This window comes from Blautia sp. OM06-15AC (assembly GCF_003481425.1).
Lineage (GTDB): Bacteria > Bacillota > Clostridia > Lachnospirales > Lachnospiraceae > Fusicatenibacter > Fusicatenibacter saccharivorans.
On record NZ_QULD01000005.1, the window covers coordinates 152,813 to 172,600 of the forward strand.

The 19,788-nt window shown below is 51.5% G+C and carries 21 protein-coding genes; 17 read left to right on the forward strand and 4 right to left on the reverse strand.

Features of this window, described 5'->3' with window-relative positions; all coding sequences use genetic code 11:
* Nucleotides 1-19 precede the first annotated feature (19 nt).
* From DXB83_RS08795 to DXB83_RS08835, 8 genes are all read left to right on the forward strand, one after another.
* The gene (locus tag DXB83_RS08795) at nucleotides 20-943 is read left to right on the forward strand and encodes a transporter substrate-binding domain-containing protein (RefSeq protein ID WP_055264864.1); all 924 of its coding nucleotides are present in this window, start codon (nucleotides 20-22) and stop codon (nucleotides 941-943) included.
* Nucleotides 944-1,038: 95 nt separating this feature from the next.
* Entirely contained in the window at nucleotides 1,039-1,539 is a 501-nt protein-coding gene (locus DXB83_RS08800) for a GNAT family N-acetyltransferase (RefSeq protein WP_118697464.1), read from the forward strand.
* A gap of 15 nt (nucleotides 1,540-1,554) precedes the next feature.
* Nucleotides 1,555-2,307, forward strand: a complete 753-nt coding sequence (locus DXB83_RS08805) for an amino acid ABC transporter permease (protein WP_022462083.1) — start codon at nucleotides 1,555-1,557, stop codon at nucleotides 2,305-2,307.
* On the forward strand, nucleotides 2,294-3,052 hold the full coding sequence (locus DXB83_RS08810) for an amino acid ABC transporter ATP-binding protein (protein ID WP_117801468.1): 759 nt from the start codon (nucleotides 2,294-2,296) through the stop codon (nucleotides 3,050-3,052). Before DXB83_RS08805 ends, DXB83_RS08810 begins: the two co-directional genes overlap by 14 nt.
* A gap of 35 nt (nucleotides 3,053-3,087) precedes the next feature.
* Entirely contained in the window at nucleotides 3,088-4,206 is a 1,119-nt protein-coding gene (locus tag DXB83_RS08815; protein WP_243108887.1) for a M20/M25/M40 family metallo-hydrolase, read from the forward strand.
* A 359-nt stretch (nucleotides 4,207-4,565) separates the two neighbouring features.
* Nucleotides 4,566-5,540 carry a 1-aminocyclopropane-1-carboxylate deaminase/D-cysteine desulfhydrase gene (locus DXB83_RS08825; RefSeq protein ID WP_118697465.1) on the forward strand — a complete coding sequence of 325 codons (975 nt, stop codon included), beginning with the start codon at nucleotides 4,566-4,568 and terminating at the stop codon, nucleotides 5,538-5,540.
* Nucleotides 5,537-6,484 (forward strand): glycosyltransferase family 2 protein, encoded by a 948-nt coding sequence (locus DXB83_RS08830; protein ID WP_117509476.1) that lies wholly within the window; start codon nucleotides 5,537-5,539, stop codon nucleotides 6,482-6,484. Before DXB83_RS08825 ends, DXB83_RS08830 begins: the two co-directional genes overlap by 4 nt.
* On the forward strand, nucleotides 6,481-7,701 hold the full coding sequence (locus DXB83_RS08835) for an ATP-binding protein (protein ID WP_118697466.1): 1,221 nt from the start codon (nucleotides 6,481-6,483) through the stop codon (nucleotides 7,699-7,701). The genes DXB83_RS08830 and DXB83_RS08835 overlap by 4 nt, the downstream gene beginning before the upstream one ends.
* A gap of 96 nt (nucleotides 7,702-7,797) precedes the next feature.
* Here the strand turns inward: DXB83_RS08835 and DXB83_RS08840 are convergent, their stop codons facing one another.
* Together DXB83_RS08840 and DXB83_RS08845 are read right to left on the reverse strand one after the other, a co-directional pair.
* A complete protein-coding gene (locus tag DXB83_RS08840; RefSeq protein WP_243108890.1) occupies nucleotides 7,798-8,211 on the reverse strand; it encodes a hypothetical protein in 414 nt (137 codons plus the stop codon).
* A gap of 45 nt (nucleotides 8,212-8,256) precedes the next feature.
* Nucleotides 8,257-8,484: a hypothetical protein gene (locus DXB83_RS08845; RefSeq protein WP_118697467.1), complete on the reverse strand. Its 228-nt coding sequence runs from the start codon at nucleotides 8,482-8,484 to the stop codon at nucleotides 8,257-8,259.
* 150 nt (nucleotides 8,485-8,634) lie between these two features.
* On the opposite strand from DXB83_RS08845, the gene DXB83_RS08850 reads away from it, so the two are divergent.
* From DXB83_RS08850 to DXB83_RS08885, 8 genes are all read left to right on the forward strand, one after another.
* Nucleotides 8,635-9,090 (forward strand): putative ABC transporter permease, encoded by a 456-nt coding sequence (locus tag DXB83_RS08850; RefSeq protein WP_158581098.1) that lies wholly within the window; start codon nucleotides 8,635-8,637, stop codon nucleotides 9,088-9,090.
* A gap of 28 nt (nucleotides 9,091-9,118) precedes the next feature.
* Nucleotides 9,119-11,068, forward strand: coding sequence for a fructose-1,6-bisphosphatase (locus DXB83_RS08855; protein WP_118639992.1), 1,950 nt, complete (start codon nucleotides 9,119-9,121; stop codon nucleotides 11,066-11,068).
* Nucleotides 11,069-11,168: 100 nt separating this feature from the next.
* The gene (locus tag DXB83_RS08860; RefSeq protein ID WP_022462093.1) at nucleotides 11,169-12,218 is read left to right on the forward strand and encodes an L-threonylcarbamoyladenylate synthase; all 1,050 of its coding nucleotides are present in this window, start codon (nucleotides 11,169-11,171) and stop codon (nucleotides 12,216-12,218) included.
* Nucleotides 12,219-12,220: 2 nt separating this feature from the next.
* A complete protein-coding gene (locus DXB83_RS08865) occupies nucleotides 12,221-12,679 on the forward strand; it encodes an arsenate reductase/protein-tyrosine-phosphatase family protein (RefSeq protein WP_055218690.1) in 459 nt (152 codons plus the stop codon).
* Entirely contained in the window at nucleotides 12,676-13,119 is a 444-nt protein-coding gene (gene rpiB, locus DXB83_RS08870) for a ribose 5-phosphate isomerase B (protein WP_055218692.1), read from the forward strand. The genes DXB83_RS08865 and rpiB overlap by 4 nt, the downstream gene beginning before the upstream one ends.
* A 24-nt stretch (nucleotides 13,120-13,143) precedes the next feature.
* The gene (gene upp, locus DXB83_RS08875) at nucleotides 13,144-13,773 is read left to right on the forward strand and encodes a uracil phosphoribosyltransferase (RefSeq protein WP_022462095.1); all 630 of its coding nucleotides are present in this window, start codon (nucleotides 13,144-13,146) and stop codon (nucleotides 13,771-13,773) included.
* A 43-nt stretch (nucleotides 13,774-13,816) separates the two neighbouring features.
* A complete protein-coding gene (locus tag DXB83_RS08880) occupies nucleotides 13,817-14,305 on the forward strand; it encodes a deoxycytidylate deaminase (protein WP_022462096.1) in 489 nt (162 codons plus the stop codon).
* A 94-nt stretch (nucleotides 14,306-14,399) separates the two neighbouring features.
* Entirely contained in the window at nucleotides 14,400-14,786 is a 387-nt protein-coding gene (locus DXB83_RS08885) for a glycoside hydrolase family 30 beta sandwich domain-containing protein (protein WP_117813681.1), read from the forward strand.
* A 75-nt stretch (nucleotides 14,787-14,861) separates the two neighbouring features.
* On the opposite strand, the gene DXB83_RS08890 is transcribed toward DXB83_RS08885, so the two are convergent.
* Nucleotides 14,862-16,271, reverse strand: a complete 1,410-nt coding sequence (locus DXB83_RS08890) for an AI-2E family transporter (protein ID WP_158581099.1) — start codon at nucleotides 16,269-16,271, stop codon at nucleotides 14,862-14,864.
* 141 nt (nucleotides 16,272-16,412) lie between these two features.
* Here DXB83_RS08890 and DXB83_RS08895 point away from each other — a divergent pair, with 141 nt between their 5' ends.
* A complete protein-coding gene (locus DXB83_RS08895; protein WP_118697470.1) occupies nucleotides 16,413-17,741 on the forward strand; it encodes a CCA tRNA nucleotidyltransferase in 1,329 nt (442 codons plus the stop codon).
* 72 nt (nucleotides 17,742-17,813) lie between these two features.
* On the opposite strand, the gene DXB83_RS08900 is transcribed toward DXB83_RS08895, so the two are convergent.
* Nucleotides 17,814-19,679 carry a beta-N-acetylhexosaminidase gene (locus tag DXB83_RS08900; protein WP_118697471.1) on the reverse strand — a complete coding sequence of 622 codons (1,866 nt, stop codon included), beginning with the start codon at nucleotides 19,677-19,679 and terminating at the stop codon, nucleotides 17,814-17,816.
* Between the last annotated feature and the right edge of the window lie 109 nt (nucleotides 19,680-19,788).

Below are 19,788 nucleotides of genomic sequence, written 5' to 3' on the forward strand. Positions count from 1 at the left end.
AAATGAGGAGGATTTTATTATGAAAAAGACAAAGAAATTCTGGGCAGTATTGGCAGCGGCGGGCCTTTTGGCAGCAAGCTTTGCAGGATGCGGAAGCAATGCATCAGCAAATGCAGGAAGCAGCAGCGGTTCCGCAGCATCATCTTCCGCAGAAGGCAGCTCCGCATCGGATTCCGGTGAGAAAAAAGTGATTAAAGCTGTAACAAGCGGCACACTGGCACCGTACTTTTACGTAAATGATGACAACGAGCTGACCGGTGTCGATATCGATATCGTAAAAGAAGTGTTCAACCGCCTTCCGCAGTATGAACTGAAAATTGAGCAGGCAGATGCACTGCAGGGTGTGCTGAGCGGTCAGTACGACATCGCAGTCAACAACTATGGATATACCGATGAGAGAGCAGAATCCTACTACTTCTCTTTACCATATAAAACCAGCTTCAACGAATACATTCAGAGAACCGGCGATGAGCCGCTGACTTCTCTTACCGATCTGGCAGACCGCGGATACAAAATTGAGCTGAGTGCAGGAAGCCTTACCGCAAATGCACTGGAAAAATGGAATACAGACAACCCGGATCACCAGATCAATATCGTATATTCCAATGCAAACTTCCAGGTCCGCTACCAGCATATCGTAGATGGAACCGCTGATGTGGCAATCGACGACGGACCGATCATCGACAACCTGCTTCCGCAGTTCGGACTGGAAGGTCAGCTGGAAGCAAACGAGATCGACGAGGAGACCGAAGATTTCCTGTTCCCGCAGAACAATACCTACTTCCTGTTTGGAAAGAACGAAGAGGGCGCAGCACTCCGCGAGGATGTTGACAAAGCCTTAAAAGAGATGAAAGAAGACGGAACTCTTTCCAAGATCACAACCGAGTATCTCGGCGTGGACACCAGCCCGGACGAGAAATACTTTGATGAGACACCAAACTAGAATATCATTTTCGAAATAAAAACAGAAGAGATTACAAAACAGACGGGAAGCGGATCGAGAACATCCGTTTCCCGATTCTAAAAGGAGCGAAAAACATGGCAGAAATTTACCGGGTAGAAAAGGGAAGCGAAGAGTGGAAATACAAAGCATATGATTACGTCAGAACCGATGCGTTCTGCTGCGGACAGAACATTCCGATTGAACTGGAATTCGGACAGGACGAGAGCAAAGATGATCTGCAGGCGATTCTGGTGACAGAAGATCACAAGCCGGTAGCCGGCTGCCGCATCGCATTTCCGGCGGAAAAGACAGGAAAAATCGAGCGTGTCTGTGTTGTCAGAGAAAAACAGAAAAGCGGATACGGCCGCGTACTGGTCGAAGCCGCTGAGAAATGGCTGAAAGAATACGGTGTCGATCACATCGTCATCACGAGCCAGGACCGCGCCGCAGGCTTTTATGAGAAATTAGGCTACAAACTGAATCCGGACGCTGACCTGTCGGTATACGACCACCATGCACTGAAGAAAGACGAAGAGCCGAAAAAGCCGAAGAAAAATCTTGGCTTTACCTGTGTACTGGTAGAAAAATACGTGTAAGAGAGGACAAAAATCATGGGAAAATTATTTGACGTTTCACTGGTATTTTCATCCATACCAGAATTGCTGACAAAGCTGCCGATCACGCTGGAACTGGCCGTGGTTTCTATGCTGATCGGACTGGGACTGGGACTTGTGATGGCGATCATCAAAATGAAAAAAATCAGAGTGCTGACGCAGATTACGAATCTTCTGATTTCACTGCTCCGCGGCACGCCGGTCATCGTACAGCTGTACGTTGCGTTCTTTGGTATTCCCATGATGTTCAAGGCAATCAACCAGCAGTTCGGAACGAATCTGGCGGTTGCCAATATTTCCGGTTTCGTCTATGCGATGATCGCTCTGGGACTGAACCAGTCGGGCTTTATGGCTGAGATTATCCGTTCAGCCCTGCAGTCCGTTGATCCGGGCCAGATCGAAGCAGCACATGCACTCGGCATGACGTATCCGCAGACACTGCGCCGCATCATTCTGCCGGAGGCCTTTGAGGTTGCGCTTCCGACCCTTGGAAACTCTTTTATCAGTATCATCAAAGGAACGTCTCTTGCCTTTACCTGCGCCGTTGTCGAGATTACCGCACAGGGCCAGATTATTGGAGGAAGAACGTATCGCTACTTTGAAGTTTACGTTTCACTGGCCATCATTTACTGGCTGGTAACGCTGGTGATCGAGCAGATTATCCGCGTAATTGAAAATAAAATCCGGATTCCGGACCAGGTAGAGCTGGCGTCCGCAAACGGGGAGGGTAAGAAAAATGATAAAAATTGATCATTTATCAAAAAAATATAACGACAACGTGGTGCTCGACGACATCAGCCTCGAGATCAGACAGGGCGATGTTGTGGGAATCATCGGTCCTTCCGGAACCGGAAAATCAACGCTTCTGCGCTGCGTCAACCGCCTTGAGACACCGGAGAAGGGAACGGTGACGATCGGGGACAAGGTGATCGGCCTTTCCGAGCGGAAACCGAAAGAGCTTCTGTATTTAAGACAGAACACAGGAATGGTGTTCCAGCGGTTCAATCTGTTTGAGAAGAAAACCGCACTGGAAAATGTGATGGAAGGCCTGATTGTTGTCAAGAAGATGAAAAAAGACGAGGCCAGAGCCATTGCATTAGAAGAACTGAAACTGGTCGGCATGGAGAAATGGGCAAACCATTATCCGAAACATATGTCCGGCGGACAGCAGCAGAGGGTGGCGCTCGCAAGAGCCCTCGCCATGAAACCGCAGATTCTGCTGCTCGACGAGCCGACCTCAGCCCTTGACCCGGAGCTGGTTGGAGAGGTTCTGGATGTTATTAAAAAAGTTGCGGCACAGGGATATACAATGCTTCTGGTTTCCCATGAGATGAACTTTATCCGCCATGTGTCGAACCGTGTGATCTTCCTTGATAAAGGACACGTAGTAGAAGACGGAACACCGAAAGAAGTATTCGAGCATCCGCAGAATCAGAGAACACGGGAGTTCTTCAGCAAGATGCATATTATGGCGCAGCCTGAGTATGTTATTTAAATTGCGGACACAGCCAAAGAGTAGGAGAAAATATTATGATAGATGAGAAAAGAATTGCTGATTTTTTTGCGGAGCTGGTATCTATCGATTCGCCGGCCTTAGAGGAGCGCGAGATGGCGGACACTTTAAAAATAAAATTCGCCGAAATCGGGGTTACGCTTACAGAAGATCATACGCAGGAGCAGACCGGCTCCAATGCGGGCAATCTGTTCGCGCGCATTCCGGGCAGCCTTGCAGGAGCCCCGGTTCTCTTTGCGGCCCACATGGACACTGTTGAGCCTGCAAAAGGAAAAAAAGCCGTCTCCCATGAGGATGGAACCGTAACGAGCGACGGCACGACAGTTCTTGGCGCCGACGACCTCGCCGGTGTGACAGTCATCTATGAAGCTGTCCGCCACCTCATCGAGACCAAAACACCGCACCGCCCGATCGAAATCCTGATCTCTACTGGTGAGGAGCTGTACTGCAAAGGCGCAAATGCCTTCGACTACAGCCAGGTGCAGGCAAAAGAAGCATACGTTCTGGATTTAAGCGGCGCGATCGGTGCAGCCGCCTACGCGGCACCGACACTCGTTTCCTTCGCGGCGAAAATCCAGGGAAAAGCCGCCCACGCCGGTTTCCACCCGGAGGACGGCATCAACAGCATCCAGGCGGCCGCCCACGCAATCGCACAGCTTCCGCAGGGCCACGTGGATGAAAGTACCACTGCCAACATCGGAAAAATCGGCGGCGGCTCCGGTACCAACATCGTTTCGGAAAGCTGCGTGATCGAAGGCGAAATTCGAAGTCTGAACCACGAGACGGCGATGGAGCTTCTGGAAACATATTACAGAACCTTCCAGCAGGAAGCAGAGAAGATTGGTGCGAAGCTGGTCTGGGAAGAAAAGCTGAATATCCATGCGTATGAGACGCCGCTGACAAGCGATGCCGCAAGGCATTACGAGAGCGCCGTTGCAGAAGAAGGCCTGACCGCTGCATTCGAAAAAACTTTCGGCGGCAGCGACAACAACGTCTTTGCACAGCACGGCATCGAAGGGCTTGTCATCGCAACCTCGATGAATCAGGTACACAGCTGCGCCGAGTACACAAAAATCCCGGAAATAGCGCAGGTGGCGCGGATTGTGGCCAATCTTGCCGCACCGCAGGAAGCCTGAACAGATCCCGGACGAAAAAACAGAATACGTAAAAAATCCCCAAAGCCCGTCGGCAGATGTGAAAACAAAAACCGGCGGACTTTTCCTGTTTCCGGCATGGCTTGCCACGCAGAGAAAAATAGTCTATAATAGGGAAAAGCTTCCGGTACATGCCGGAATTTAACACCAGTAGACAAGAAGTCCCCAGCTTCTAAAGCGGTGGGATGAATTATTAAAAGAAACATAACGGCAGTGGCGGGCGGAGAAAAATCGGTATCCTCCACTGACATGAGGCAAGTCACAGTCGAACTATTTTCGGCATGTCAGACTCCGTGAAAATACCGACTGTGAGTTGAAACAAGAATAAAAGAGGAAAAACAATGATACATACACCAATTCAGAAACTGGAATTTCCAAACGACAGAAATGTCCGACTGTACTGCAAGAGAGAGGATCTTCTCCCGTTTTCCCTGGGCGGAAATAAAGTGCGGATCGGACGCGCCTTTTTCCAGGATATGCAGGAGAAAAACAAAGACTGCATGATCATCTACGGAAACAGCAGATCCAACCTCTGCCGCGTGCTGGCCAATCTGTGCTGTGCCGAGAAAATTCCATGTTATATGATCTGTTCTTCCGAAGAAAACGAGGAACAACCGATCGAAACAAACAACAGCCGTCTGATGAAATGGCTCGGAGCCGAAGTCATTCCGTGCAGAAAAACAGAGATTGCACAGACCGTCGAGCAGACGATGAACCGTTTGACAGAAGAGGGATATCACCCATATTATATTTTTGGGGATAAATTCGGAACGGGCAATGAAGGCACACCGGTACAGGCCTACGTGGACGGCTACCGCGAGATTCTTGCGTGGGAGAAAGAACAGAACATTTCTTTTTCTCATATCTTTGCGGCATCCGGAACCGGCTCGACCCAGTGCGGCCTGGTAAGCGGAAAACTGCTCGAGCAGGGAACGGAGCAGATCACCGGCCTTTCGATTTCATCCCGCGAGTACGACCGCGCCATCCGCATCATGGAGAGCGGCATTTCCGATTATTTTGCGAAGAATCATCTCGTGCTGCCGGAAGGATGGGAGAGTGAACTTCATCTGGAAATGGGATACCGCCAGGGCGGATACGGCCAGTACGATGAGCGGATTTTACAGGTGATCCGGGAAGAGTTCTGCCGGAACGGCCTTCCGCTGGATCCGACGTACACCGGAAAGGCATTCTGGGGAATGAAGCAGTACATAGAAGAACATCAGTTACAGGACTGCGATGTGCTTTTTATCCATACCGGAGGCACGCCGCTGTTCTATGACTGCATTCTGAACGATACCGATGGAGGAAAAAAATGAAACTGATTTCAATAGTCATCCCATGCTACAATTCCGAGGCAACGATCCGGAAAGTTGTAGAGATGGTGATGGAAGAATTCAAGAAAATGGACGGATATGACTGCGAATTTGTCCTGGTGAACGACGGTTCCCCGAAAGACAATACGTATGGGGAGATCAAGAAGCTCGGTGAGCAGTATCAGAATGTCAAGGGCATCAACCTGCTGCGCAATTTCGGCCAGCACAATGCGCTGATGGCGGCACTCCACTACACCGAAGGAGACTTTATTCTCGGCATGGACGATGACATGCAGACACATCCGTCCCAGATCAGCAAACTGATCCACAAGATGGAAGAAGGATACGATCTGGTTTACGGCTGCTATCCGAAACGAAAAAATTCGTTCCTGAAAAATGTCACCAGCAAACTGAACGAAGTTTCCTCCCGGATTCTTCTCGGACGGCCAAAAGACATCGTTTCCAGCAATTTCTGGATGATTACCCGCCAGATCAAGGACGAGGTGGTAAAATACGACAGCTTCAATCCCTATATTGACGGCATTTTCTACCGCACGACACACAAAATCGGAAATGTAGAGGTGGAGCATTTCAAACGTGCAGTGGGAACTTCCAACTATACGTTAAAGAAACTGATCAAATTGTGGCTTGCCTACTGGAACTATTCTGTAATTCCGCTTCGCATATCGTCCGTTCTCGGCGGAGTTTCTGCAGCCGGCGGTTTTCTGGCAGCCATCATGATTGCCATCCGAAAGCTCATCAATCCGACCGTGATGGTTGGCTGGTCTTCGACGATCTGCGCCATCGTTGTTTTTTCCGGATTGATTCTGATGGTGCTCGGCATCATCGGAGAATACCTCGGAAAGATGATTCTGATTCTGAACCGCACGCCGCAGTATATTGTGCGGGAAACCATTAACGTATCTGATGAGGAAGAAAAAAAGTGAAAAAAATCATGATTTTAGGTGCCGGTATTTACCAGGTGCCGCTGATCTGGACTGCACGCAGAATGGGTCTTTACACAATCGTAGTGAGTATTCCCGGCGATTATCCGGGGTTTGCACTTGCAGATAAAATTTATGAACTGAATACGCGGGATAAAGAAGCGATTCTTGCGGCGGCGGAAAAAGAACAGATCGACGGAATCTGTACATCGGGAACCGATGTGGCCGTCAGCACAATCGGCTATGTCTGTGAAAAGATGCATCTGTCCGGCATTCCGTATGAGGCGGCGGAAATTCTGACCGATAAGGCAAAGATGAAAGACGCATTCCGGCAGGGCGGCGTTTCCGCGGCAGACGGGATGCGGGTAAGAAGCGCAGAGGAGGCACAAAAAGCCGCAGAACAGCTTGGATACCCGGTTGTCGTAAAACGGGTGGACAGTTCAGGAAGCCGCGGAATTACCGTGGTGGAGCATTCCGGACAGATCGAAGAAGCGTATGAAAATGCGAGAAACGGTTCGGCAAGAGATTATGTGCTGGTTGAAAAATTCCTCCGCGGAACGGAGATCGGCGTGGATGGATTTGTGCAGAACCACAAACTGGTCTTTCTGGCACCGCACACGAAATTTGTATACCGCGGTGCGCACACGACCGTTCCGGTCGGCCATGCATTTCCGTATGGATGCAGCGGGGCACTGCGGGAAGAAATTGCCCGCCAGATGCAGCTGGCCGTCACCGCATCCGGTGCCGATCAGTGCTCCGTCAATGCGGATGTCTTTGTGGACGGAGAGAGGGTCTGGATCATTGAAATGGGCGGAAGAACCGGGGCAACCTGCATTCCGGAACTGATTTCAACGTATTACGGATTTGATTTTTATGAGCAGATGATCAAAAGCGCCCTCGGGGAAAAAACGGATTTTCAGCAGACGGAAAGCTGCCCGTGCATGGCAAAACTGCTGCTGAGTCCGGTAAGCGGAACCATCACACAAATCGACCGGGATCAGGTCGAACGTCTGCGTCAGGAAGGGCTGGAGCTTGTCCTGGATTATCCGGAGGGGCATGAAGTTTCTGCCATGGCAGATGGAACTGACCGGATCGGCCATGTGATTGTAAAGACGGACCGGGAAGCGGAACTGGATGAGCAGATGAAGCGGGTGTACCACTGTATCTGGATTGATGGAAAAAATCTGGAGACAATCTGGGAAGAGAAAACAGCAAAATAAAAAAACCCGGAATCTTTTCAAGACCTCAGAAGAGGAGCGAAAGGATTCCGGGTTTTGCGTTGCCAGGCATATCAATATCCGGTGGACCAATTTTGATTACACTGTTTTTACAGGCTTCATCATCATCCGATAGTAGACTGGAATCAGCAGTGCAATTGCACCGAACCAGGCAAACGGGCTTGCGATGCAGACGGCAGTGTAGCCTAAGAAGCGTGACAGCCAGACGGTAGCAGCAAGACGCATCACAAGCTCGATCATGCATGCGGCAAACGGTGCGCGTCCGTTCTGCATACTCTGAATCGAGGTGCGGTAGACGGCGAGAAGGCCGAGCAGGAAGTAGAACGGCGCTTCGATCGTCAGGAATGCATCGGAGTAATGGTAAGAATCCGTGATTTCGCTCGAAAAGCTTGGTGAGCAGGTGCATCTGTCCCGCGAGGTCTGCTGCCGCCGCTTCCGGAAAATGACGGGAAAGACGGTGACGCAGTATCTCGAGGAATACCGTGCGTCCAAAAGCCTGCCGCTCGTCGAAAGCGGCTTTTTGCCACGAAAAATATGTTACATCTGTTTGATTGCCTGCAGCATTTCAAGATCCGAAGCAGTCACCTTGATATTGGAAACCATCGTTCGGCCGTCCGGTTTTTTCACCGTGACTTCGAGAATCGTTCCCTCCTCGATCTGCGAGGATGCGAGATCGCTCATGAATTTTACGAACTTCGGGTGGTTTTGGGCGAAACGGTCTCTCAGATTTTTTAATTCCATTAACTTCATTGGGTTAAATGCCATTCTTTTTTCTGTCCTTTCTATTCGAAACTTCTTTTGAAACATGAAAGTATTGTAACATGGAAAAGAAAAAATGCAAGCGGATAAAAAGAGAAAAGACAGAGATACTGGGAATAAGAGAAAAGATTCTCAATTAGAATGGGAGAAAAACGAATGAAAGCGAAGAAGTATCTGCTGTTTTTTCTTTTGGGCTACTGCATTTATATTGCCATCGAAGTCACCTACCGCGGTTACAGCTTCCGCCTGATGGGCATTGCCGGAGGACTGTCCCTTGCAGGAATCGGAATGCTGGAAGACGCCGGGCTGCGCCGCTTTCCGCTGGCGTTTCAGATGATGGTATCTGCGGTTCTGATCACGGCCATCGAACTGTATTCGGGAATGTTTTCCCTGCGGGTGCTGCATTACCGTATGTGGGACTATAGTACGCTGCCGTTTTCCTTCTGCGATGGGCTGATCTGCCCGTGGTTTTTCGGGATCTGGTATCTGCTCTCGGCAGTGGGGATTTTTCTCACAGATTATGTGAGCTATTATATTTTCCACGAGGGGACGCATCCGATGTATCGAAAGAAGAAAAAGGGTTGTGCCGAGGGTGAGTTCGTTATAAAATAAGAAAAAACAACCCAGGCAGGAGGTCCTCATGGAAAACGAAAAAAATTATCTGGAATATCTCGCAGAATTGTACCCGACCATCGAAAAAGCAGCGACCGAAATCATCAATCTGCAGTCCGTTATCAACCTTCCCAAAGGCACGGAGCATTTCCTTTCGGATATTCATGGCGAATACGAAGCCTTTTCTCATGTACTCCGCAATGGTTCCGGTGCCGTGCGAAAGAAGATTGACGATGTCTTCGGCCACACGCTCGGCATTTCGGAAAAACGTGCGCTTGCAACCCTTATCTATTACCCGAGAGAGCGCCTGGAGATGGAGAAAAAGCAGCAGGAGGACATCGATGACTGGTACAAGGTCATGCTGTACCGCCTGATCGACGTCTGCAAAATCGTTTCTTCCAAATACACCCGTGCCAAAGTGCGGAAAGCCCTGCCGGCGGATTATGGCTATATCATCGAGGAGCTGATCACCGAAAAGCCGGAGGTGCTCGACAAAGAAGCATACTACGAGGCGATCATCCAGACTATCCTCGAAATCGGAAGCGCCGAGAACTTCATCATTGCCGTGGCAGAGCTGATTCAGCGGCTCGTTGTCGATCATCTCCACATCATCGGCGACATCTTTGACCGCGGTCCGGAGCCGTATAAAATCATGGACTGCCTGATGAATTACCATTCCCTCGATATCCAGTGGGGCAACCACGATGTGCTCTGGATGGGCGCTGCGACCGGCCAGCCGGCGTGCGTGGCCAGCACGATCCGCATCTGCCTCCACTACGGCAATCTCGATGTGCTGGAGGACGGCTACGGCATCAATATGCTTCCGCTTGCCACCTTTGCTCTCGAGACGTACGGCGATGATCCGTGCGAATGCTTTGCCGCAAAAGGCGGCGAGGACAGCGGAAATTCCCAGCAGATGCTGGAGCGCCGCATGCACAAGGCCATCACCGTAATGCAGTTAAAGCTCGAGAACCGTCTGATCCGTGAGAACCCGGAGTACGGCATGGAAAACCGCCGTCTGCTGGAAAAGATCGATTACCAGAACGGAACGGTGGCGATTGGGGAGAAAACGTATGCTCTGCGCGACAAGAGCTTTCCGACGATCGATCCGGCGCATCCGGACGAGCTGACAGAAAAAGAGGCAGAAGTGCTCGATAAGCTGATCTTCGCCTTCCGAAACAGCGAAAAACTGCAGGCGCACGTCGATTTCCTGCTCAAAAAAGGAAGCCTCTACCGCGTCTACAATGGAAATCTGCTGTACCACGGCTGCATGCCGATGAATGAGGACGGCACCTTAAAAGAGGTACAGGTCGACGGAAAGAAATACAAGGGAAAAGCACTGTACGATATCCTCGAGCACAACGTGCGCCGCGCATTTGTAAGCCGCGATCCGAAAAAACGGGAGCAGGGCCGCAATACGCTGTGGTATCTGTGGACCGCGCCGAATTCCCCGCTGTACGGCCGCGACAAGATGACAACATTTGAGCGGTATTTCCTCGCAGAAAAAGAGACCTGGACCGAGGTGAAAAACGCGTATTACCGCCTGATCGAGAAAGAGGAGACGGCGGACCGGATCTTACAGGAGTTCGGGCTTGCCGGTGAAAATGTACATATTATCAACGGCCACGTCCCGGTACACCAGAGTGCCGGTGAAAGCCCGGTCAAATGCGGCGGCAAGGTGCTGATCATCGACGGCGGCTTCTGCAGGGCGTACCACAAAGAAACCGGCATCGCGGGTTACACGCTGATTTACAACTCGTACGGCCTCAGCCTCACCGCGCACGAGCCGTTTGAATCGACGGAAAAAGCAATCCAGGAGGAGAAGGATATTGTCTCCCGCCAGGTGGCGGTGCGGTACAACATGAAGCGCCAGTTAGTCGGCGATACGGATCAGGGACGGCAGATCCGGCAGCGCATCCGTGAATTAAAGGAACTGATCGAGGCGTACCGCACGGCTCAGTTAAAAGAGCTTCTTTAAATCAAGGGTTTTCAACTGCGCCGGAAAATGGTATAATCAAAACAGTGTGCGCAGATGGAAACACTATGCGCTGGAACAGATGGAAAGAAGGAAGAAACATATGAGGGCATGGATTGCCAGGATGACAGAAGATAACATAGATCAGAGCGCGATCGAAAAAGCAGGAGAGATTCTGAAAAACGGTGGTCTGGCGGCATTCCCGACCGAGACCGTATATGGTCTTGGCGGAAATGCGCTGGATGCCAAAGCTTCTGAGAAAATTTATGCGGCAAAGGGCCGTCCGTCGGACAACCCGCTGATCGTCCACATCGGAAGAATGGAGGACCTCGAAACCGTAGCGGCAAACGTGCCGGAGAGTGCACGCAAACTGGCAGCCGCATGCTGGCCGGGACCGCTGACGATGATTTTTGAGAAAACAAATGCCGTTCCGCTCGAGACGACGGGAGGCCTTACCTCCGTAGCCGTGCGCTACCCGAGCAACAAAGTGGCAAACGCACTGATCTTAGCCGGAGGCGGCTTCATCGCAGCGCCGAGCGCCAATACATCAGGCCGGCCGAGCCCGACGAAAGCCGAGCATGTGATCGAGGACCTTGGGGACAAAATTGACTGTATCATCGACGGAGGAGACGCCGAGATCGGCCTCGAATCCACCATCGTCGATTTTACAGAGGAGATTCCGACGATTCTCCGCCCGGGCTATTACAACAAAGAGATGCTGGAAAAAGTGCTTGGAACCGTGCGTGTCGATCCGGGAATCCTTGCGGAGGACAGCCATGTGCGTCCGAAGGCACCGGGCATGCGCTACAAACATTATGCGCCGAAGGCAGACCTTACGATTATCCAGGGCGAGATGGAACGGGTGATTCCGGAAATCAACCGCCTTGCCGCAGAACAGGAAAAGGCAGGAAAGAAAGTGGGCGTAATCTGCACCGATGAGACACGGGAGCAGTACACCACAGGAGATATCAAGAGCATCGGGCTGCGCGCCGAAGATGAGACGATCGCGCATCACCTGTTTGCGATTCTGCGCGACTTCGATGAGGACGGCGTGGAGGTGATTTATTCCGAGGCTTTCGACACCCCACGTATGGGGCAGGCGATCATGAACCGCCTGTTAAAAGCCGCAGGCCACAAAGTAGCAGAGGTATAACAGTGAAACATTACAGCAGGATTTTATTTGTGGACGCGGACGATACCGCGCGCGCACCGATGGCGAAGGCGATTCTGCAGAGCAAAGAGCTTCCGTGGCCGATGGAAATTGGTTCCCGCGGGCTTGTCGTTCTGTTTCCGCAGCCGGTCAACCAGAAGGTAGAGGCAGTGCTTGCGCGCAACGGGCTTTCGGCCAAAGACCACACCACCACACCGCTTACCGCGGAGGACATCAACGACGACACGCTGCTTCTTGTGATGGAGGACAGTCAGAGGGAAAAGATCCGTGAGGACTTCCCGGATGCGCCCCATCTGCAGACGATCGCCGGATTTCTGCGGCTGGCAGGAGACATCCCCGCCCTTTACGGGGAACCGCTTACCGAATACGGAAAATGTTATGAAGCGCTGGAATTCCTGATTGAAGGTGTTCTTGCGCGGCTGAAAGAGGAGGAAGAACAATGATAGCTTTAGGATGCGACCACGGCGGATATGAGCTGATGCAGGAGGTAAAAGCATATCTGGACAAACAGGGACTGGAATATCAGGACTTCGGATGCTACAGCAACGAGGCAGTTGATTATCCGGTTTACGCCAGAAAAGTAGGCCATGCGATCCAGAACGGAACGTGTGATAAGGGAATCCTGATCTGCGGAACCGGAATCGGCATTTCTATCACGGCAAACAAAATGGAAGGAATCCGTGCAGCACTCTGCACCGACTGCTTCTGCGCAGAGGCAACCCGCCTGCACAACGATGCCAACGTACTGGCGATGGGAGGACGCGTTGTAGGCCCTGGCCTTGCAATCAAAATCGTAGAAACCTTCCTGAACACTCCATTTTCCGGAGAAGAGCGTCACGAACGCCGGATTCACTTGATTGAGCATGAAGGAGAAAATGAATAAATTTTAAACAAAGGAGAAGGGAAAATGGCAAGAACAGTCATCATGGATCACCCGCTGATCCAGCACAAAATCGGTATTATCAGAAAGAAAGACACAAGCTCCAAGGAGTTCCGCGAGATGATCAGCGAGATTGCAATGCTGATGTGCTACGAGGCAACCAGAGAGCTGCCGCTCACAGACGTTGAAATTGAAACCCCGATCTGCAAAACAACCGTAAAAGAGCTCGAAGGAAAGAAAATGGCAGTTGTGCCGATCCTCCGTGCCGGTCTTGGTATGGTAGAAGGTATGCTGGCTATGATTCCGGCAGCAAAAATCGGACACATCGGTCTGTACCGTGATCCGGAAACCCTGGCACCGGTTGAGTATTACTGCAAACTTCCGTCAGACATCGCAAGCCGTGAAGTATTTGTAACCGACCCGATGCTGGCAACCGGCGGTTCTGCAACGGCAGCCATCACCATGCTGAAAGAAAAAGGCGCAAAGAAGATCCACTTCATGTGCATCATCGCATCTCCGGAAGGAATCGAGAAAATGCATGAGGTTCACCCGGATGTCGATGTTTTCGTCGGAGCACTGGATGACCATCTGAACGAGCACGGCTACATTGTACCAGGCCTCGGCGATGCCGGAGACCGTATCTTCGGTACGAAATAAGAGCGGAAGCAAAGTACGTTAAGAAAACACAGGGGAAATGGGTATGAGCGATAAACGAGAGGATTATATTTCCTGGGATGAATATTTCATGGCAGTTGCCCAGCTTGCCGGTATGCGCTCGAAGGATCCGCACACACAGGTGGGAGCCTGCATTGTGAGCGAGGACAACAAGATTCTGTCCATGGGATACAACGGTTTCCCGAGAGGCTGCTCGGACGACGAGTTCCCGTGGGGAAAGACAAGTGAAAATCCGCTGGAAAACAAGTATCTTTACACAACGCACAGTGAACTGAACGCCATCCTGAATTACCGCGGCGGAAGCCTCGAGGGAGCCAAGCTGTATGTGACATTGTTCCCATGCAACGAGTGCTGCAAGGCGATTATCCAGGCGGGAATCAAAACGGTGATCTACGACTGCGACAAGTACGCGGACACCCCGTCCGTGATCGCATCGAAACGGATGATGAAGGCGTCCGGAGTCACTTTTCAGAAATACCACCGCACAGGGCGGGAAATTACCATGTCCCTGTAGCAGAAAAGATAATAGAAGGAGCGCGCCTGAACGAACAGAAAGTTCAGACGCGCTTCGTCTGTATACACGAAAAGACAAGAAACGGGAGGGCACCATGGAGAGCAATTTCGAATGGATTACGGCAAACGGGGATATCGGCATCCGCTTTTTTCACAGCATCGACGACGGCCCGCGCCACGTACCGATGGGATTCACCTCAGGTCTGATTGTGGATGATGATTTCCATTACCGCAAACCGATCATGTACCACTACATCGGCCATATTTCCAAATATATTGCTCCGGGTGCAAAACGCATCGGCTGGAGCAAATACGGAGCAAACCTGGATGTAACGGCCGCAGTCAATCCAGACGGAAGCTACGTTGTGATCCTGCTGAACCGCACAAAAGAGGATTCCGGCTGCTTCCTGCGTGTCAACGGACATATCATGCGTGTCGATCTTCCGGCAGAGACACTCAGCACGGTTGTAATCGAGAAATAAAAAGCAAAAATAAAAAAATGCCTTCTGTGCAGAATGGAAACAGTCTGCACAGAAGGCATTTTTGTAAGATACGATTTATTTTTGATCGGAATCGGAAGAATCTGAGTTTTTCTCTTCGGTCGAAGGCTTTGCCGGTGTATACGGCGCATCAACCGGAGACTCTTCCGTGGCCAGTTTTGTTAGCGCTTTGCGCAGCCGGTAGCCCGGGAAGTGGAAGACTTCGGCCTCGTTGATCTTCTTTTTCTGATATGGGATCGCCTGTCTCGTTTCCGGATCAATGTGGTCCATGTGGAAGTAAAATGCATCGTCATCCGGCAGGTGATGTTTTTCAAGACGACGGTTGGCGAAGTTGCGGCAGACCGTGCAGATAATGGCACAGACCGGAACGGCGATGATCATGCCAAAGACACCCCAGAAGCCGCCGCCGATCAGAATCGAGATGATGATAAGGAAGCTGGACACACCGGTCGTCTCGCCGAGGATTTTCGGTCCTAAGAAGTTTCCGTCAAACTGCTGCAGGAGAACGACGAAAATCAGGAAATACAGTGCCTGCAGAGGGTCGATCAGAAGGATCAGCAGAAGACACGGAACGGCGCCGAGGAACGGGCCGAAAAACGGAATGATATTCGTCACACCGATGATTACGCTGACCAGCAGTGCGTACGGGGTGCCGATCAGGCTCGTCACAAGATAGCAGATGGCACCGATGATGATCGAATCGATGACTTTTCCAACGAGGAATCCGCTGAATTCCTGGTTCACATACTGGCAGTCGCGGATCACGGCATTTCCGTGATCCAGACCGAGCAGCGCGTAGACTGCTTTTTTCAGCTTGGCAATGTAGCTTTCCTTGTTGTACAGCATGTAGATCGCAACGATCGCGCCAAGCAGAATGTTTTTGAAAAACGTAACCATGTTGACGAGCTGTCCGGAGAGGTTCAGAAGGAACGTACGGAGCATCGGCATCAGGTCATTGGTCAGCCAGTTGGAAAGCTTTGCGGAGAACATGGAGATGTACTGGTCTGCCGTCTGCTGCATCTCCGGGTAATTCGCCAGCACTTTTGTGGCAAAATCCTGAATGTTGTTTGCATAGTTGGAGAAGTTGGAGACAATGTTTGTGATACTTGAGAACAGCTCCGGGATCAGGGTCGCAATGAGTCCGTACAGCGCGAAAAGCATGGCGACGTACGTCAGAAGAATCAAAAGCGCCCGTACAAGCTTTTTGCAGCGTACCGACTGTGTTTTTCCGTGGCGGGCGAAGAGTCTGGCGATGATCCGCTGTTCTATGAAGTTAATGATCGGGCTGATCACATAGGCGAGAATCAGGGCTGCAATCAGGGGGGAGAGAATGTCGAGGACATTGTGAAAGGCGGTCCGCACAGAAGTCTGGTGGAAGAGCAGGTAGTAAAAAATCATGGACGCTGCAAGTACCAGAAAGGCAGTAACGCCGGCCCGGACATATTTTCGGTAACGATCCAGTTTCATAAAAATGTAAATCCCCTTTCGAATTTTATTAACCTCTATTATACACATGCAATCCCCAAAATACAACCGCAACCACACTTGCGGGAAAAAAAGGAAACTGCTATACTGGAAAAGCAGATTTAGAAAAAGGAGATAACAAATTTGAAGATAAAAATGCCGCCAAGCGTAAATATGGTAATCGATTCCCTGCATGCGAAAGGCTTCGAGGCGTACGCGGTCGGAGGCTGTGTGCGCGATACGATTCTTGCGCGGGAGCCGGACGACTGGGATATTACAACCTCTGCTTCCCCACAGCAGGTAAAAGAAATTTTTGACCGCACCGTGGATACGGGACTGGAGCACGGAACGGTAACAGTTCTGGCCGGAAGCGGCGCGCACGAGGTCACGACGTACCGCATCGACGGAGAGTATGAGGACGGCCGCCATCCGAAAGAAGTGGTCTTTACCTCCAGCCTCGCCGAGGATCTGCGCCGCCGTGATTTTACGATCAATGCGATGGCATACAACAACGAAGAGGGGCTTGTGGATCTGTTCGATGGAATCAGGGATTTACAGCGCAAAGTCATCCGCTGTGTCGGAAATCCGACCGAGCGGTTCAGTGAGGATGCACTGCGGATCCTGCGCGCCCTCCGCTTTTCCGCACAGCTCGGCTTCAAACTCGATCCGGTAACACTGGATGCCATCATAGCACTCGCGCCGACGCTTGAAAAAATCAGCGCCGAGCGGATCCGTGTGGAACTGAATAAACTGCTGATCTCGAAGCGGCCGGAGTACATGGAGGCCGTCTATGAGGCGGGTATTACAAAGATTGTGCTGCCGGAGTTTGATGAACTGATGAAAACGCCGCAGAACAATCCGCACCACTGCTATAATGTCGGTGAGCACACGATTGCCGCTCTGCAGCACGTTCCGGCAGATCCGATTCTGCGCTGGACGATGCTGCTCCACGACATTGCAAAACCGGCGTGCCGCACAACGGATGAGGCCGGCATCAATCATTTTAAAGGCCACGCACCGGCGGGGGAGAAAATGGCGAAAGCGATTCTGCGCCGTCTGAAATTCGACAACGAAACCATCCGCCAGGTCGCAGCATTGATCCGCTGGCATGACTGCCGCATGGCTCCGGAGAAACCGGTGATCCGCCGTATTCTGAACAAACTCGGCCCGGAGCTGTTCGAAAAACTGATGATCGTGCAGGAAGCCGATACGATGGCCAAAAGCCTGTACCAGCGGGAGAAAACCCTGGAACGGATCGAAAAGGTAAGGGAGTGCGTCAGAGAAATTCTCGATAACGGCGACTGCTTTACGTTGAAAATGCTGGCCGTTTCCGGCAAAGATCTGATGGAACTCGGTGTCCCGAAAGGCCCGAAAATCGGCGAATGCCTGAACGCGGCGCTGGAAGAAGTGATGAAAGATCCGGCGAAGAATACAAAAGAATACCTGACAGAGTACGTAAAAACACTGCTGTAAAGCCAAAACGGCAAACAAGAGAGCCGGGGACAGAACAATCCGTCCCCGGCGCTCTTTTGTTTTTTGCTGGTTTTATACGTTCAGATCGCGCAGCAGATCCGCATACCAGCAGAACACATGGGCAATGCGGTACAGTTCGCTCTCCTTGGAGACGGTGCGCCACAGCTCTTTATAGCTGTGCAGCCACCGTTCGAGATCTCCGGCGAGTGCAAAACAGTCTTCTTTCTCCGGCAGAGTGCCCTCGGAAAGAAGGGAAGCGCGCAGGAACGGCAGCAGGCGGTTCAGCACTTTCAGGCCGTCTGCGGCGAGCAGGTACGCATAGATCATCGGACGGTTCTCCGGGCGGACGGTGCCGGCTTTCTCGTACAGAACGGCGCAGAGCGCGTCGATTGAAGCATTTGCTGCATCCGCATCGCCTTCCGCGCAGGAGCGGAGCAGTTCGGCAGCCTCTTCTTTGTTCTGATGCAGTTCGAGTGCTTCCTGTACCATAACGGCAGTGCGCCACGGATACGCATCCTGATGGCAGAGAAGATCGAGCACGGAAACAAGTTTTCCGGAAGCATCACCAAATTCCAGCACGGAAATCTGGCGGTTGATTTCCTCCTCCGGCAGAATGTCTGCATTCCAGGAGAACGCCGCGCCGTAGATCATGCCGATGCGGGAGAAGTCCGGGTGATTGATGTGGCCGTAATCGCCCCAGTCAGTGTTCAGAAGTCCCATCGCATGGCATTCGTGGCCGTAGCGCGCCATTCTGGAAATGTTTTCATACGCCTCATGATACTTGTTGATGAGCTGGTTCCATCCCTGTACGCCCGGGCACACATACAGATGCTCGGCACCGGAATTGGCAAGGCGGGTCAGACGCTCCGATGAAACATTTGACGCATAATCCCAGTGGAGGCAGATCAGGTTCTTCGGCAGGAGATGATAAACTTCCGGCTCCTGGCTGATGACATCACTCCAGAACATCGGCGTGCGGCCGGATTCAGTGATATAGTTGGCAAGCTCTGTCACAAACTCGGTGTAGATGACGGTGGTTCCCTTTTCCTCGGCGAGTGCGCGGGAAGCCCCTTTTCCAAGGTCAAACGTTTCATCCGCGCAGAGATTGAAATACTTCGAGGAGAAGAGCTGCATATATTCGGAAAGAATGTGTTTGGCAAGGGAGAGGCTCTCCGGGTTTGTGATATCGAGCGTATGGTGCGCCTGGCGGTCATAGAAGGAGAACGGAGCCGAAGCAGAGCCTTCCAGTTCGCACAGATGTGCATACGATTTCGTGCAGAGCAGCTTGTACAGATGGCCGAAGCTTGCAAGCGACGGAACGAGATCAATGCCAAGTCCCTTGCAGTAGCGGTCCAGCTCGAGGATGTCCTCTGCAGTGAGCGGCGTATCGTCGCGCCACATCTCGGTCAGATCGTCGAAGAGATAGCTGTGCTCGATGTAGAGCTGAAGCTGATTGATTTTATAGAAGCTCAAGGTGGCGGCAAGCTGTTTCAGATAGGAAAGCGTCGGAACACGTCCGCGGGTCGCATCGTGGTAGAAGCCGCGGTTTTCCATGGCCGGTTTGTCGGAGATCAGGACGGTTGGAAGAACAGCACCTGCCTGGCGGATCATCTGACGGAGTGTCTGCACGCCGTAGAGAACGCCGCTTTCCAGAGATCCGCAGATCGTGATGTTTTCCGGTGTGACAGCGAGGGTATAAGCCTCACGGGATAATTCCGGAGAGGCAGTCAGATAGATCAGGTGTGATCCCACCGGCTGATGACGGCGGCAGATGGCAGGACGGAATCCCGTCTGTGTCTCAATCTCCTGCTGCAGAAGCTGTGCTGCAGAAAAAAGCTCAGCCGGGCTCTCGGAATCGAGAAAAATGCGGCTGTCATAGTGAATTGTAAAGGTGCCCTCTCCGTAGGAAAGGGAAGATGGCTGTGGTAAGAAAATCATAAAAACCCTCCTTAAAATAAAATGATTTTAGAGAACCCCATAACAGGTGTTTTTCATCCTGTCAAGTTTGGAATATTTTACCATGCGGTGAAATTAAAAACAATAAAAT